The sequence below is a fragment of the Leclercia sp. 1548 genome (genome assembly GCF_050435045.1).
GTDB lineage: Bacteria > Pseudomonadota > Gammaproteobacteria > Enterobacterales > Enterobacteriaceae > Enterobacter > Enterobacter adecarboxylatus.
In genome coordinates this window covers 846,521-860,367 of the sequence record NZ_JBNDJP010000002.1, presented here as the reverse complement: position 1 = coordinate 860,367, position 13,847 = coordinate 846,521, and the positions used below count along the sequence as shown (strand labels likewise).

11 protein-coding genes are annotated in these 13,847 nt (G+C 56.7%); 10 read left to right on the top strand and 1 reads right to left on the bottom strand.

Going from position 1 to position 13,847, the window contains the following annotated elements; genetic code table 11:
* Positions 1-137: 137 nt before the first annotated feature.
* From pspF to pdeR, 10 genes are all read left to right on the top strand, one after another.
* Positions 138-1,130: a phage shock protein operon transcriptional activator gene (gene pspF, locus ABIE02_RS09395; protein WP_164540546.1), complete on the top strand. Its 993-nt coding sequence runs from the start codon at positions 138-140 to the stop codon at positions 1,128-1,130.
* Between the two features lie 88 nt (positions 1,131-1,218).
* A complete protein-coding gene (gene sapA, locus ABIE02_RS09390; RefSeq protein ID WP_032611141.1) occupies positions 1,219-2,859 on the top strand; it encodes an ABC transporter substrate-binding protein SapA in 1,641 nt (546 codons plus the stop codon).
* Complete coding sequence (gene sapB / locus ABIE02_RS09385) at positions 2,856-3,821, top strand: putrescine export ABC transporter permease SapB (protein WP_032611142.1); 966 nt, start codon at positions 2,856-2,858, stop codon at positions 3,819-3,821. The genes sapA and sapB overlap by 4 nt, the downstream gene beginning before the upstream one ends.
* Complete coding sequence (gene sapC, locus ABIE02_RS09380; protein WP_032611143.1) at positions 3,808-4,698, top strand: putrescine export ABC transporter permease SapC; 891 nt, start codon at positions 3,808-3,810, stop codon at positions 4,696-4,698. The genes sapB and sapC overlap by 14 nt, the downstream gene beginning before the upstream one ends.
* Positions 4,698-5,690 (top strand): putrescine export ABC transporter ATP-binding protein SapD, encoded by a 993-nt coding sequence (gene sapD / locus ABIE02_RS09375; RefSeq protein ID WP_032611144.1) that lies wholly within the window; start codon positions 4,698-4,700, stop codon positions 5,688-5,690. The genes sapC and sapD overlap by 1 nt, the downstream gene beginning before the upstream one ends.
* Before the next feature lies 1 nt (position 5,691).
* Positions 5,692-6,498: a putrescine export ABC transporter ATP-binding protein SapF gene (sapF, locus tag ABIE02_RS09370; protein WP_032611145.1), complete on the top strand. Its 807-nt coding sequence runs from the start codon at positions 5,692-5,694 to the stop codon at positions 6,496-6,498.
* A gap of 123 nt (positions 6,499-6,621) precedes the next feature.
* A complete protein-coding gene (gene fabI / locus ABIE02_RS09365) occupies positions 6,622-7,410 on the top strand; it encodes an enoyl-ACP reductase FabI (protein WP_032611146.1) in 789 nt (262 codons plus the stop codon).
* A 179-nt stretch (positions 7,411-7,589) separates the two neighbouring features.
* On the top strand, positions 7,590-8,597 hold the full coding sequence (locus ABIE02_RS09360) for a CMD domain-containing protein (RefSeq protein ID WP_230430739.1): 1,008 nt from the start codon (positions 7,590-7,592) through the stop codon (positions 8,595-8,597).
* An 88-nt stretch (positions 8,598-8,685) separates the two neighbouring features.
* Entirely contained in the window at positions 8,686-10,620 is a 1,935-nt protein-coding gene (locus tag ABIE02_RS09355; protein WP_285125834.1) for an exoribonuclease II, read from the top strand.
* Between the two features lie 322 nt (positions 10,621-10,942).
* The gene (gene pdeR, locus ABIE02_RS09350) at positions 10,943-12,934 is read left to right on the top strand and encodes a cyclic di-GMP phosphodiesterase (RefSeq protein ID WP_032611155.1); all 1,992 of its coding nucleotides are present in this window, start codon (positions 10,943-10,945) and stop codon (positions 12,932-12,934) included.
* Here the strand turns inward: pdeR and ABIE02_RS09345 are convergent.
* The gene (locus ABIE02_RS09345; protein ID WP_032611157.1) at positions 12,931-13,800 is read right to left on the bottom strand and encodes a crotonase/enoyl-CoA hydratase family protein; all 870 of its coding nucleotides are present in this window, start codon (positions 13,798-13,800) and stop codon (positions 12,931-12,933) included. The genes pdeR and ABIE02_RS09345 overlap by 4 nt on opposite strands.
* Between the last annotated feature and the right edge of the window lie 47 nt (positions 13,801-13,847).

Genomic DNA, 13,847 nt, shown 5'->3' with positions numbered 1-13,847 from the left:
ATTTCTGTTATCGGGCTAAGCCCTGCTGCATAGCTAATACAATTCCCGTGCCAGTTTTTTATCTTATTGATTTTATGAGAGGTGATTGCTTTTTCACCCGTTCCACTCTACTCTCGCTTAGTGAATCACACCACTAAATGGTTAATTTCATCATGTCTGAATTTAAAGATACTTTATTAGGGGAAGCGAACAGCTTTCTTGAAGTCCTGGAGCAGGTTTCCCGCCTGGCACCGCTGAATAAACCGGTATTGATCATCGGGGAGCGCGGCACCGGGAAAGAGCTGATTGCCAACCGCCTGCATTACTTATCCGGGCGCTGGGACGGCCCCTTTATCTCCCTGAACTGCGCCGCACTGAACGAAAACCTGCTTGATACCGAACTGTTCGGTCATGAGGCGGGGGCCTTTACCGGGGCGCAGCGTCGTCACCCCGGACGTTTCGAGCGCGCCGATGGCGGTACGCTGTTCCTCGATGAGCTGGCCACCGCCCCGATGCTGGTGCAGGAAAAACTGCTGCGCGTGATTGAATACGGCGAGCTGGAGCGCGTGGGCGGCAGTCAGCCGTTGCAGGTCAATGTTCGTCTGGTCTGCGCCACCAACGCCAACCTGCCGGAGATGGTCGAGCAGGAGCGGTTTCGCGCCGACCTGCTGGATCGGCTGGCCTTTGATGTCGTCAATCTGCCACCGCTGCGCGAGCGGCGCAGCGATATCATGCTGCTGGCCGGGCAGTTTGCCATTCAGATGTGCCGCGAGCTGGGGCTGCCCCTGTTTCCCGGTTTCAGTCAGCGCGCCCGTGACACGCTGCTCGACTACCGCTGGCCGGGGAACATCCGTGAACTGAAAAATGTGGTTGAGCGTTCCGTCTATCGCCATGGCAGCAGCGAAACCGAGCTGGATGAGATTGTGATCGATCCGTTCAGTCGTTCCACCCCCTCTCCCGCCGATAAGCCCCATTCCGCGGCGTCGCCGGTCCTGCCGCTGGATTTACGCCAGTTCCAGCAGACGCAGGAGAAGCAGCTGCTGGAGCAGAGTCTGCGGGAGGCAAAATACAATCAGAAACGCGCGGCTGAACTGCTGGGGCTGACCTATCACCAGCTAAGGGCATTGCTCAAAAAGCATCAAATGCGCTGACAATATCAGCACTTATCCGCAGACATTTTTACGAAGCAGGTGTAAGTGCGATACACTTTGCAGATCGTCACTAAAAACCTTAAAAATTATGCGTCTGGTTTTCTCGTCCCTGATTGCGCTCGGCCTGTTATGTAGCCAGGCTTTTGCTGCCCCCACGTCTGTGGATGGCGCTGATATTCGCGACAGCGGCTTTGTCTACTGCGTCAGTGGGCAGGTCAACACCTTCAACCCGCAAAAAGCGAGCAGCGGCCTGATTGTTGATACTCTCGCCGCACAGCTGTACGACCGCCTGCTGGATGTAGATCCTTATACGTACCGCCTGGTGCCAGAGCTGGCCGAAAGCTGGGAAGTCTTAGACAACGGCGCCACCTACCGTTTCCGTCTGCGCGACGATGTGAGCTTCCAGTCCACGTCATGGTTTAAACCTACCCGTAAACTCAATGCGGATGATGTGGTCTTCACCTTCCAGCGCATTTTTAACCGCGACGATGAGTGGCACTACGTTAACGGCGGCAGCTTCCCCTATTTCGACAGCCTGCAATTTGCCGATACGGTGAAAAACGTGCGCAAGCTGGACAACCGCACGGTGGAGTTTACCCTCGCTCGCCCGGATGCCTCCTTCCTGTGGCATCTTGCAACGCATTACGCCTCGGTGATGTCCGCCGAATATGCCACCCAACTGACCCTGCAGGATAAACAGGAGCTGATGGACCGCCAGCCGGTGGGCACCGGTCCGTTCCAGGTTGCAGAGTATCGCGCCGGGCAATATGTGCGTCTGCAACGTCATGACAAATTCTGGCGCGGCAAACCGCTGATGCCACAGGTCGTGGTGGATTTAGGTTCCGGCGGCACGGGCCGATTATCGAAGCTGCTCACCGGTGAGTGCGATGTGCTGGCCTGGCCGGCCGCCAGCCAGCTGACCATCCTGCGTGACGATCCGCGTCTGCGCCTGACCCTGCGTCCGGGCATGAACATTGCCTATCTGGCATTTAATACCAATAAGCCACCGCTCAATAACCCGGCGGTGCGGCACGCTCTGGCGCTGGCGATCAATAACCAGCGTTTGATGCAGTCCATCTATTACGGTACAGCAGAAACCGCCGCCTCAATCCTGCCCCGCGCCTCGTGGGCTTACGATAGCGAGGCTAAAATTACCGAATACAACCCGGATAAAGCCCGCGAACAACTCAAAGCGCTGGGGGCGGATAATCTCACCCTGCAGTTGTGGGTCCCTACCAGTTCTCAGGCCTGGAACCCCAGCCCGCTTAAGACCGCTGAGTTGCTGCAAGCCGATCTCGCTCAGGTGGGGGTCACCGTGGTGATCGTTCCGGTGGAAGGCCGTTTTCAGGAGGCGCGCCTGATGGATATGAACCATGATTTAACCCTGGCAGGCTGGGCAACCGACAGTAACGACCCGGACAGCTTCTTCCGGCCACTGCTGAGCTGTGCAGCGATCGATTCGCAGACCAACTATGCCCACTGGTGCCACCGCGAGTTTGATGACATTCTGCGCAAAGCGCTGTCAACTCAGCAGCTGGCGTCACGCATCGATGCCTACGATGAGGCACAAACGATTCTGGCCAAAGAGTTGCCGGTGCTGCCGCTGGCCTCCTCTCTGCGTCTGCAGGCGTACCGTTACGATATTAAAGGGCTGGTGCTTAGCCCGTTTGGCAACGCGTCCTTTGCCGGTGTCTCTCGTGAGAAGCAAGAAGAGGTGAAAAAACCGTGATTATTTTTACCTTACGTCGGCTGCTGTTGCTGCTCATCACTCTCTTCTTCCTGACCTTTGTCGGCTTCAGTCTGAGCTATTTCACGCCGCATGCGCCGCTACAGGGCGCCTCCCTGTGGAATGCGTGGTGGTTCTGGTTTGAAGGGGTGCTGCACTTTGACTTTGGCGTCTCCAGCATTAACGGCCAGCCCATCGCTGAACAGCTGAAAGAGGTGTTCCCCGCCACGATGGAGCTGTGCATTCTGGCGTTCGGTTTTGCGCTGGTAGTAGGCATCCCGGTGGGGATGCTCGCCGGGATCACCCGCAACAAATGGCAGGATAAATTCATCAGTGCCATCGCCCTGCTCGGCTTTTCGGTACCGGTATTCTGGCTGGCGCTGCTCTTGACGCTCTTTTTCTCACTGACGCTGGGCTGGCTGCCGGTGTCCGGGCGTTTTGACCTGTTGTATGAGGTGAAGACGGTGACCGGTTTCGCCATTATTGACGCCTGGCTCTCAGATTCGGTCTGGCGGCATGAGATGATTATCAGCGCCGTGCGCCACATGGTGCTGCCGGTGCTGGCGCTGGCCGTTGCGCCGACCACCGAGGTGATCCGACTGATGCGCATCAGCACCATCGAGGTGTTTGATAAGAACTATGTCAAAGCCGCTGCTACGCGCGGGCTGTCGCGGCTGACGATTTTACGTCGCCATGTTCTACATAATGCCCTGCCGCCGGTGATCCCGCGGCTAGGCCTGCAGTTTTCCACCATGCTGACCCTGGCGATGATCACCGAGATGGTCTTTAGCTGGCCGGGCCTGGGCCGCTGGCTGATTAACGCCATCCGCCAGCAGGATTACGCCGCGATCTCCGCAGGTGTGATGGTGATTGGCGCGCTGGTGATTATTGTTAACGTGATATCCGATATTTTGGGCGCTATGGCTAACCCGCTGAAACATAAGGAATGGTATGCCTTACGATAGCGTATACAGTGAAAAGCGCACGCCCGGGGCGTTGCGCACCGTGTGGCGTAACTTTTATGGCGATACCACGGCGATGATCGGCCTGTACGGCTGCGGCGGCCTGGCGCTGCTCTGCGTCCTGGGATCCTGGTTTGCGCCCTACGGTATCGACCAACAGTTCCTCGGCTATCAGCTGTTACCGCCCTCCTGGTCACGTTACGGCGAAGTCTCGTTCTTCCTCGGTACCGACGATCTCGGGCGCGATGTCTTAAGTCGCCTGCTGAGCGGCGCAGCACCCACGGTCGGCGGCGCGTTTGTGGTCACCCTGGCGGCCACCCTGTGTGGGCTGGTGCTGGGCATTGTCGCCGGGTCAACCCACGGCCTGCGCTCGGCAGTGACAAACCACATTCTCGACACCCTGCTGTCGATTCCGTCGCTGCTGCTGGCGATCATCGTGGTGGCGTTCTCAGGCCCGCACCTGACCCACGCTATGTTTGCGGTGTGGCTGGCGCTGCTGCCGCGCATGGTGCGCTCGGTCTATAGCCTGGTTCACGATGAGCTGGAAAAAGAGTACGTGGTTGCCGCCCGTCTGGATGGCGCCACTACCTTAAATATTCTGTGGTTCGCGGTGCTGCCTAATATCGCCTCCGGGATGGTGACCGAGATCACCCGCGCGCTGTCGATGGCGATCCTCGATATCGCTGCGCTCGGTTTTCTCGACCTGGGCGCGCAACTTCCCTCCCCGGAATGGGGGGCAATGCTGGGCGACGCGCTGGAATTGATCTACGTGGCGCCGTGGACGGTGATGCTGCCGGGCGCGGCGATCATGATAAGTGTGTTACTGGTGAACCTGCTTGGCGACGGCATTCGTCGCGCCATTGTGGCGGGGGTGGAATAATGCCATTACTGGACATTCGTAATCTGACGATTGAAATAAAAACCAGCGAAGGCTGGGTGAAAGCGGTTGACCGCGTCAGCATTACCCTGAGCGAAGGCGAGATCCGCGGACTGGTGGGCGAGTCTGGCTCGGGCAAAAGTTTAATTGCCAAAGCCATATGCGGCGTGGCGAAAGATAACTGGCGCGTCACCGCCGACCGGATGCGTTTTGATGATATCGACCTGCTGCGCCTCTCCGCCCGCGAGCGGCGTAAGCTGGTGGGCCACAACGTGTCGATGATTTTTCAGGAGCCGCAGTCCTGCCTCGATCCGTCCGAACGTGTTGGTAAGCAGCTGATGCAGAACATTCCCGGCTGGACCTATAAAGGCCGCTGGTGGCAGCGTTTTGGCTGGCGCAAACGCCGGACCATCGAGCTATTGCACCGGGTGGGCATTAAGGATCACAAAGACGCCATGCGCAGCTTCCCGTATGAGCTGACCGACGGCGAGTGTCAGAAAGTGATGATCGCCATTGCGCTGGCCAACCAGCCACGCCTGCTGATTGCCGATGAACCGACCAATGCGATGGAACCCACCACCCAGGCGCAAATTTTCCGCCTGCTCACGCGGCTGAACCAGAACAACAACACCACTATTTTGCTGATCAGCCATGACCTGCAGATGCTGAGCAAATGGGCAGATAAAATTGACGTGATGTACTGCGGACAGACCGTGGAAACCGCCGGCAGCGAAGATCTGATTACCATGCCACATCACCCCTACACCCAGGCGCTGATCCGGGCGATCCCCGATTTTGGCAGCGCCATGCCGCATAAAAGCCGCCTCAACACCTTGCCGGGGGCGATCCCGCTTCTTGAGCATCTGCCGATTGGCTGCCGCCTGGGGCCACGCTGCCCCTATGCGCAGCGTAAATGCATTGAAACCCCGCGCCTTGCCGGGCCGAGGAACCACCTCTTTGCCTGCCATTTCCCGCTGAACATGGAGAAAGAGTGACATGGTCGAAACCTTGCTGGAAGTGCGCAACCTGAGTAAGACCTTTCGCTATCGCACCGGTTTGTTCCATCGCCAGACCGTCGAAGCGGTAAAGCCGCTGAGCTTTACCCTGCGGGAAAAGCAGACCCTGGCGATCATCGGCGAGAACGGTTCGGGGAAATCAACGCTGGCAAAAATGCTGGCCGGTATGATCGAACCCTCTGATGGCGACGTACTGATTGACGACCATCTGCTGAAATTTGGTGATTACTCGTTCCGCAGTCAGCGGATCCGCATGATTTTTCAGGATCCTTCGACCTCGCTGAACCCGCGCCAGCGTATCTCGCAGATCCTCGATTTTCCACTGCGTCTGAATACCGATCTGGAGTTCGAAGCGCGCCGTAAGCAGATAATTGAGACCCTGCGGATGGTTGGGCTACTGCCGGATCATGTCAGCTATTATCCGCATATGCTGGCACCCGGCCAAAAGCAGCGTCTCGGCCTTGCCCGCGCGCTGATCCTGCGGCCAAAAGTCATCATCGCTGACGAAGCGCTGGCCTCGCTGGATATGTCGATGCGTTCACAGTTAATCAATCTGATGCTGGAGTTGCAGGAGAAACAGGGTATCTCGTATATCTACGTGACCCAGCATCTGGGGATGATGAAGCACATCAGCGATCAGGTGATGGTGATGCATGAAGGCTCGGTAGTGGAGCGCGGCAGTACCGCATCGGTGTTGGCCTCGCCGCTTCACGACCTGACAAAACGTTTAATTGCCGGGCATTTTGGCGAAGCCTTAACCGCCGATGCATGGCGAAAAGACCGCTGACCTGCCCCGTATGGAGTGGTCGGATTAACACTGTACGCGACACATGCTATTATCGCCGCGTTTTAACGACGGTTGTCCAAACAGATGACAGCCGCCACAACAATGAATATAAGGATTAGAGCTATGGGTTTTCTTTCCGGTAAGCGCATTCTGGTGACTGGCGTTGCCAGCAAACTGTCCATCGCATACGGCATCGCACAGGCTATGCATCGCGAAGGCGCTGAGCTGGCATTCACCTACCAGAACGACAAGCTGAAAGGCCGCGTAGAAGAGTTTGCCGCGCAGCTGGATTCCAGCATCATTCTGGAATGCGACGTTGCACAAGATGAAAGCATCGACGGCATGTTCGCTGAGCTGGCAAAAACCTGGCCGAAATTTGACGGTTTCGTTCACTCCATCGGTTTCGCACCAGGCGATCAGCTGGATGGCGACTACGTGAACGCGGTCACCCGTGAAGGCTTCAAAATTGCCCACGACATCAGCTCCTACAGCTTTGTGGCGATGGCGAAAGCCTGCCGCAGCATGCTGAACCCGGGTTCTGCTCTGCTGACCCTGTCCTACCTGGGTGCTGAGCGCGCCATCCCGAACTACAACGTGATGGGCCTGGCGAAAGCCTCTCTGGAAGCAAACGTGCGCTACATGGCGAACGCTATGGGTCCTGAAGGCGTGCGCGTCAACGGTATCTCTGCGGGTCCAATCCGTACTCTCGCCGCTTCCGGCATCAAAGACTTCCGTAAAATGCTGGCGCATTGCGAAGCCGTTACCCCAATCCGTCGCACCGTTACCATCGAAGACGTGGGTAACTCCGCAGCCTTCCTGTGCTCTGACCTCTCTGCTGGCATCTCTGGCGAAGTGGTTCACGTTGACGGCGGTTTCAACATCGCTGCAATGAACGAGCTGGAAATCAAATAAGTTCGTGCCCTTCCCGCTCCGGCGGGAAGGTGTGCCCGGCAGCACCTGTCTGTCGGGTTTCTCCCGCTGTTTTTCCCCTCGTTATTCCGTTCCGCTATTTGTTATCACCTAACAATATTTTTCCGCTTATCCGCCTTACGCCAGGATATTGATCGCTATGTTGAGATCAAGGAATGCACATGGAACAACGCCGTATTTCTGGCAAAGGCCACTGGTATCATGAGACCCAGTCCAGTAGCAGCCCGACGGAAGTCCTGCCTTTGGTTCCCGAAGCCGCACAGGTGGCGGATCGTTTTTTGTTGAACCTCGCCTTACCGGCCTCGCTGCTGGCGGCCTGTGAGCGCTGGTTGACCCCGGCCCGGGCGCTGTGCGACCTCTTTTTCCCACGCGCCGTGCCGGTAAATCGCCTGCGCACGTTCAGCGCGTATGACCGGTTCAGCACGGCCCTGACCGTGGCACAGGTGTGCGGCGTGCAGCGGCTCTGTAATCACTATGCCGCGCTACTTGCCCCCCTCCCCGGTCCTGACTCCTCCCGTGAAAGTAATCGCCGCCTCGCCCAAATCACTCAGTATGCCCGCCAGCTTGCCAGCTCACCCGATGTGATCGACAGCAAGGCACAGCAGGAGCTGGATGACGTGGGCCTGACGGTCTACGACATTGTGACCATCAATCAGATTATCGGCTTTGTTGGCTTTCAGGCGCGAGTCGTGGCGGTTTTCCAGGCCCTGCTCGGGCATCCTGTTCGCTGGCTGCCCGGACACCACATCCCGCCGCACGCTCTGATAGACGATAATGTGCTGAACATGGACGCCTGGGAGCCTGTTGTCCCGGGCGTTGAGCAATGCAATGCCAGTGCACAACAGCTGGCATCGCTTGAGCGCTGGCAGGCCGAGCCGCTGTTGCAGCAGCTCACGCCGGTGCTGTGTCATGAACCGGCGATCCTCGATTACACAGGTGAAATTCTGGTCAGCGGGATCCATGCCGCACAGACATCTCCTGCCCTGGATGAGCCAGTGAGACGCGCGATAGAGCAGCTGGCGCGCTCGCCGGATCAGTTCAGCGCTGCGCAATTTACCCCGTTAACGGATGAGGGGCTTTCCCCGGCTCAGGCTATCAACCTGCTGACCTGGAGCGCTTTTTGCGGCTGGTTGAACCGTCTGAAGATCGCCATTGGCAGAGGCGAATAACCATACTAATTACCTAAAGAGCGCTTGCTGTAGCAGTGAGATTCGCGTAAAACTGTCAGCCGCTCAATGGCTACGAAAATAGATCACTATGCTCCAGGACAACCCGCTGCTAGCGCAGCTTAAACAGCAACTGCATTCCCAGACGCCACGTGCTGAAGGGGTGGTAAAAGCCACGGAAAAAGGCTTTGGCTTCCTTGAAGTCGATGCGCAGAAAAGCTACTTCATCCCGCCTCCGCAGATGAAGAAAGTGATGCACGGCGATCGTATTACCGCTGTGATCCATAGCGAAAAGGATCGTGAATCCGCCGAGCCTGAAGCGTTGATCGAACCCTTCCTGACCCGTTTTGTCGGTAAGGTACTGCGTAAAGATGACCGTCTGTCCATCATCCCGGACCATCCCCTGCTGAAAGACGCCATCCCTTGCCGCGCCGAGCGCGGTGTCGCGCATGATTTCAAAGAAGGTGACTGGGCCGTGGCTGAAATGCGCCGTCACCCTCTGAAGGGCGACCGCGGTTTTTATGCTGAACTGACCCAGTTTATTACGTTTGGCGACGATCATTTCGTGCCATGGTGGGTTACGCTTGCACGTCATAACCTGGAAAAAGAAGCCCCTGAAGGCGCGGCGACGGAGATGCTGGACGAAGGTCTGACGCGTCGCGATCTCACTGCGCTCAATTTTGTCACCATCGACAGCGCCAGCACCGAAGATATGGATGACGCGCTGTATGTGGAAGAGCAGGCTGACGGCAAACTGCTGTTAACCGTGGCGATTGCCGATCCGACGGCCTGGATTGCTGAAGGCACCCCGCTGGATGAATCGGCTAAAATCCGCGCCTTCACCAACTACCTGCCGGGCTTTAACATTCCGATGCTGCCGCGCGAGCTGTCTGATGACTTATGCTCGCTGCGAGCCAACGCCGTGCGTCCGGTCCTCGCCTGTCGTATGACCATCGCCAGCGATGGCACTATCGAAGAGAACATTGAGTTCTTTGCCGCAACCATCGAGTCGAAAGCCAAGCTGGTGTACGACGAAGTCTCTGACTGGCTGGAAAACAGCGGTAGCTGGCAGCCTGCCAACGACGCCATTGCCGAACAGATCCGTCTGTTGCAGCGCGTCTGCCTGAGCCGCAGCGAGTGGCGTAAGACCCATGCGCTGGTGTTCAAGGATCGCCCTGACTACCGCTTTATCCTCGGTGAAAAAGGCGAAGTGCTGAATATCGTTGCTGAGCCGCGTCGCATTGCTAACCGCATCGTTGAAGAGTCAATGATTGCGGCCAACATCTGTGCGGCCCGCGTGCTGCGCGACCAGCTCGGTTTCGGTATTTATAACGTGCATACCGGCTTTGATCCGGCAAACAGCGAAGCGCTGGCTGCCCTGCTGAAGACCCACGACGTGCATGTCGATCCGCAGGAAGTGCTGACGCTAAACGGCTTCTGCAAGCTGCGTCGTGAGCTGGATGCACAGCCATCTGGCTTCCTCGACAGCCGCATTCGCCGTTTCCAGTCTTTCGCGGAGATCAGCACCGAACCTGGCCCGCACTTTGGTCTGGGTCTGGAAGCTTATGCAACCTGGACATCACCGATCCGTAAGTATGGCGATATGGTGAACCACCGCCTGCTTAAAGCTATCGTCAAAGGTGAAACCATTGCCCGTCCGCAGGACGAGACCACCGTGCAGATGGCAGAGCGTCGTCGTCTTAACCGCATGGCGGAGCGCGATGTGGGTGACTGGCTGTATGCCCGCTTCCTGAAAGACAAAGCCGGGACTGACACCCGTTTTGCGGCTGAAATCATCGATATCAGCCGCGGCGGTATGCGCGTTCGTCTGGTGGATAACGGCGCCGTGGCATTTATTCCGGCACCGTTCCTGCACGCCGTGCGTGATGAACTGGTCTGCAGCCAGGAGAACGGCACTGTTCAGATTAAAGGCGAAGTGGCTTACAAGGTGACCGAGGTTATCGACGTTACTATCGCTGAAGTCCGCATGGAAACACGCAGCGTTATCGCCCGCCCTGCGGTCTGATAGTTCGCTGCGAAAAAGTCGGACTCACCCCACCGGGTGGTCCGACTTTTTTATTACCTCTAAAACCTGATACTCATCACTTTTACTTATCTTTTCCTGCCAAATTTGCCAAAAGCGATCACAATTATTTGCGACGGGCGGGTTCACGCCATTTTGTGTTCTCAGAATATTCATTCGCCTGTATCCTTTTTCGCCATTCTCGTTCTAATATAAGAATACTGGGAAAAAACAATAAGTTTAGCCTTGAATCAGCGCCGTTTTAACGTGATTAAACCGACTGAAAATGCACATTGTGTGCAATTGAGTGCGCCTGGGAGAGAGCATGATTGACGATGTGGAGCAAAATTTGCTGTTTCGTTACATGGGCACCCACAGTCCCTGGTGGCGGTTAACGGCAGACAGCAATGCGCTTCATCTTGCGGCCAGTGAAAGCGCAGATACGACGCAAGTAGTCGCCCTGACCGACGAACAGGCAAATCATATTCGCCAGATGACGGTGATTACCTCCAGCATTACCATGACGCTCTCCCTGTACGGTTCCGAAGTACCTGTGCATCTGGTGGGCCGCAAGATTACTAAAAAAGAGTGGGCCGGCACCGCCTCTGCCTGGCACGACACCCCTTCTGTTGCCCGCGACCTGGCGCAAGGTTTATCTTTTGCTGAACAGGTGGTTTCCGAAGCCAATTCAGTCATTGTCATCCTTGACCGACACGGCAATATTCAACGCTTTAATCGTCTGAGCGAAGAGTATACCGGGATGAAAGAGCATGAAGTTATCGGCCAGAACGTCTTCAAATTGTTCATGAGCCGTAGCGAAGCCGCCGCCTCCCGCCGTAATATCAGCGGTTTTTTTCGTGACGGTAGCTCCTATGAAGTGGAACGCTGGATCAAAACGCGCAAAGGGCAGCGCCTGTTCCTGTTTCGCAATAAATTTGTGCACAGCGGCAGCGGCAAAAATGAAATTTTCCTTATCTGTTCCGGGACGGATATTACTGAAGAGCGCCGCGCCCAGGAGCGACTCCGGGTGCTCGCCAATACCGATACCATCACCGGCCTGCCAAACCGCAATGCCATACACGATCTGATCAGTGCTGCGATCGACACGCGTGGCGAGGGCCAGGTGGGTGTGGTCTACCTTGACCTCGATAATTTCAAAAAAGTGAATGACGCCTACGGACATATGTTTGGCGATCAGCTTTTACAGGCCGTGGCGCTGGCGATCCTCAGCTGTCTGGAAGAGGGCCAGCTTCTGGCTCGTCTGGGTGGCGATGAGTTCATCGTGCTGGCGACGAATACCTCGCAGGGCGCGCTGGAGGCTATGGCCTCGCGGATCCTGACCCGCCTGCGCCAGCCCTTCCGCATTGGTTTAATCGAAGTCTATACCGGCTGTTCGCTGGGTATTTCTCTCGCCCCGCAGCACGGGACCGATCGCGAAAGCGTGATCCGCAATGCCGACACCGCCATGTACACCGCCAAAGAGAACGGGCGCGGTACGTTCTGCGTCTTTTCGCCAGAAATGAATCAGCGTGTTTTTGAATACCTGTGGCTGGACACCAACCTGCGCAAGGCTCTGGATAACGACCAGTTGGTGATCCACTATCAGCCAAAAATCACCTGGCGCGGCGAGGTCAAGACCCTTGAAGCGCTGGTTCGCTGGCAGTCGCCGGAGCGCGGGCTTATCCCGCCGCTCGAATTTATCTCCTATGCCGAAGAGTCCGGGCTTATCGTGCCGCTGGGCCGCTGGGTCATGCTTGATGTGGTGCGCCAGGTCGCTAAATGGCGCGATAAAGGTATTAACCTGCGGGTCGCCGTTAACGTCTCGGCCCGCCAGCTGGCCGATCAGACCATCTTCAGCGATTTGAAACAGGCCCTGAAGGACCTTAATTTTGAGTACTGCCCGATTGATGTGGAGCTGACGGAAAGCTGCCTGATTGAGAACGAAGAGCTGGCGCTATCGGTAATTCAGCAGTTCAGCAAGCTGGGGGCGCAGATCCATCTCGATGATTTTGGCACCGGTTACTCCTCGCTGTCGCAACTGGCCCGCTTCCCCATCGATGCCATAAAGCTCGATCAGGCGTTTGTACGTGATATTCATAAGCAGTCGGTTTCGCAGTCGCTGGTGCGCGCGATTGTTGCCGTCGCCCAGGCGCTGAATTTGCAGGTCATAGCCGAAGGGGTAGAGAGTGCTAAAGAAGACGCCTTTCTGACGAAGAATGGCGTCAACGAACGACAGGGTTTTCTTTTTGCTAAGCCCATGCCCGTTGTCGCATTCGAGCGATGGTTTAAACGTTATCAGTCACGCAATGCGCGTTAGCTGGCTTTACGCAGGCCTGATGCGGTGTGGCGGTCCTGGAGCTGAACCAGCCGCTGCATATAGGCCACGTCTTTCGGCTGCAGGCAGAATGCAGCCTCCACCCAGTCTTCCGTGATGTCCATTAACTCACTGCGTGGCAACTGCATGACCCGCTGACGGGCGCGCAGCATGGCTCTGACGCCGTTCATTTTAGGCTGTAACGTGTCGATAAAGGTACGTGTCGCCACGTAGCCCTGACCGGGTTCGAACAGAACATCCACCAGCCCCTGCTGCTCATACCATTCCGCCGTGTGTGACTCCCCTTTATAGATCAGCTCCTCGGCCAATTTCATGCCGGAACGGCGTGCCACCAGCGAGTAGCCTCCCATGCCCGGGAACAGATTAAAGGCGATCTCCGGGAAGCCTAAGCGCGCGTCCCGCTGCGCCAGTAAAAAGTGGTGCGCCAGCGCGGCTTCGAATCCACCGCCAAGCGCACTGCCTTCTACCATCGACAGGGTGATCGCCCCGGTATCGAAGCCTCGCGACGCAGCATGAACACAGTCCACACAGGCGCGGGCATACGCCCGTAGCGCTTCGCGACGGCCATTCTCAATGCAGTCAACAAAGAAGCGTAAATCACCGCCGGTGTTGTACATATCCGGCACCAGCGATCCGGTCACCCAAAAATCAACGTCAAACCCGGACTGCCTGACCAGCCAGGACAGGTTCATGATCTCCTCAATCAAAGCATGATTGAAGCAAGGGCGTGGCTGTGCTCGCAGCATCATCCACACAGTACGTCTTTCCTCTTCGTAGTAACCTGCGAGCTGGGTGAATCGTGCAGAATCAGTAAACAGTTTACAGGTAGCCTGATTGATAATTGTCATAGTCTAATTCCTCATAGAAAAAAGCGCCTTGCGCGCAGAATTAGACT

Bases quoted from the DNA above. Each gene is read 5' to 3' on its own strand.
- sapD (WP_032611144.1), top strand. From the start codon at position 4,698: ATGCCATTACTGGACATTCGTAATCTGACGATTGAAATAAAAACCAGC.
- fabI (WP_032611146.1), top strand. From the start codon at position 6,622: ATGGGTTTTCTTTCCGGTAAGCGCATTCTGGTGACTGGCGTTGCCAGC.
- pspF (WP_164540546.1), top strand. From the start codon at position 138: ATGGTTAATTTCATCATGTCTGAATTTAAAGATACTTTATTAGGGGAA.
- sapA (WP_032611141.1), top strand. From the start codon at position 1,219: ATGCGTCTGGTTTTCTCGTCCCTGATTGCGCTCGGCCTGTTATGTAGC.
- sapF (WP_032611145.1), top strand. From the start codon at position 5,692: ATGGTCGAAACCTTGCTGGAAGTGCGCAACCTGAGTAAGACCTTTCGC.
- ABIE02_RS09355 (WP_285125834.1), top strand. From the start codon at position 8,686: ATGCTCCAGGACAACCCGCTGCTAGCGCAGCTTAAACAGCAACTGCAT.
- sapC (WP_032611143.1), top strand. From the start codon at position 3,808: ATGCCTTACGATAGCGTATACAGTGAAAAGCGCACGCCCGGGGCGTTG.
- ABIE02_RS09345 (WP_032611157.1), bottom strand. From the start codon at position 13,800: ATGACAATTATCAATCAGGCTACCTGTAAACTGTTTACTGATTCTGCA.
- ABIE02_RS09360 (WP_230430739.1), top strand. From the start codon at position 7,590: ATGGAACAACGCCGTATTTCTGGCAAAGGCCACTGGTATCATGAGACC.
- pdeR (WP_032611155.1), top strand. From the start codon at position 10,943: ATGATTGACGATGTGGAGCAAAATTTGCTGTTTCGTTACATGGGCACC.